At 36.8% G+C, this 228-nt stretch carries 1 protein-coding gene; it reads left to right on the top strand.

Translation table 11 applies throughout. The annotated features are described in order from the left end of the window. Positions 1–228, top strand: a 228-nt coding sequence (locus ASJ80_RS17135; protein WP_179288750.1) for a hypothetical protein, incomplete at both ends; no start/stop codon positions are given.

Below are 228 nucleotides of genomic sequence, written 5' to 3' on the forward strand. Positions count from 1 at the left end.
GCTTGCAAAATTTCTAATTTTGCGGCCCAAAAATTCTACGAATTTTCGACGGCTTGCAAAATTTCTAATTTTGCGGCCCAAAAATTCTACGAATTTTCGACGGCTTGCAAAATTTCTAATTTTGCGGCCCAAAAATTCTACGAATTTTCGACGGCTTGCAAAATTTCTAATTTTGCGGCCCAAAAATTCTACGAATTTTCGACGGCTTGCAAAATTTCTAATTTTGCG

The organism is Methanobacterium bryantii (assembly GCF_002287175.1).
Classification (GTDB): domain Archaea; phylum Methanobacteriota; class Methanobacteria; order Methanobacteriales; family Methanobacteriaceae; genus Methanobacterium_D; species Methanobacterium_D bryantii.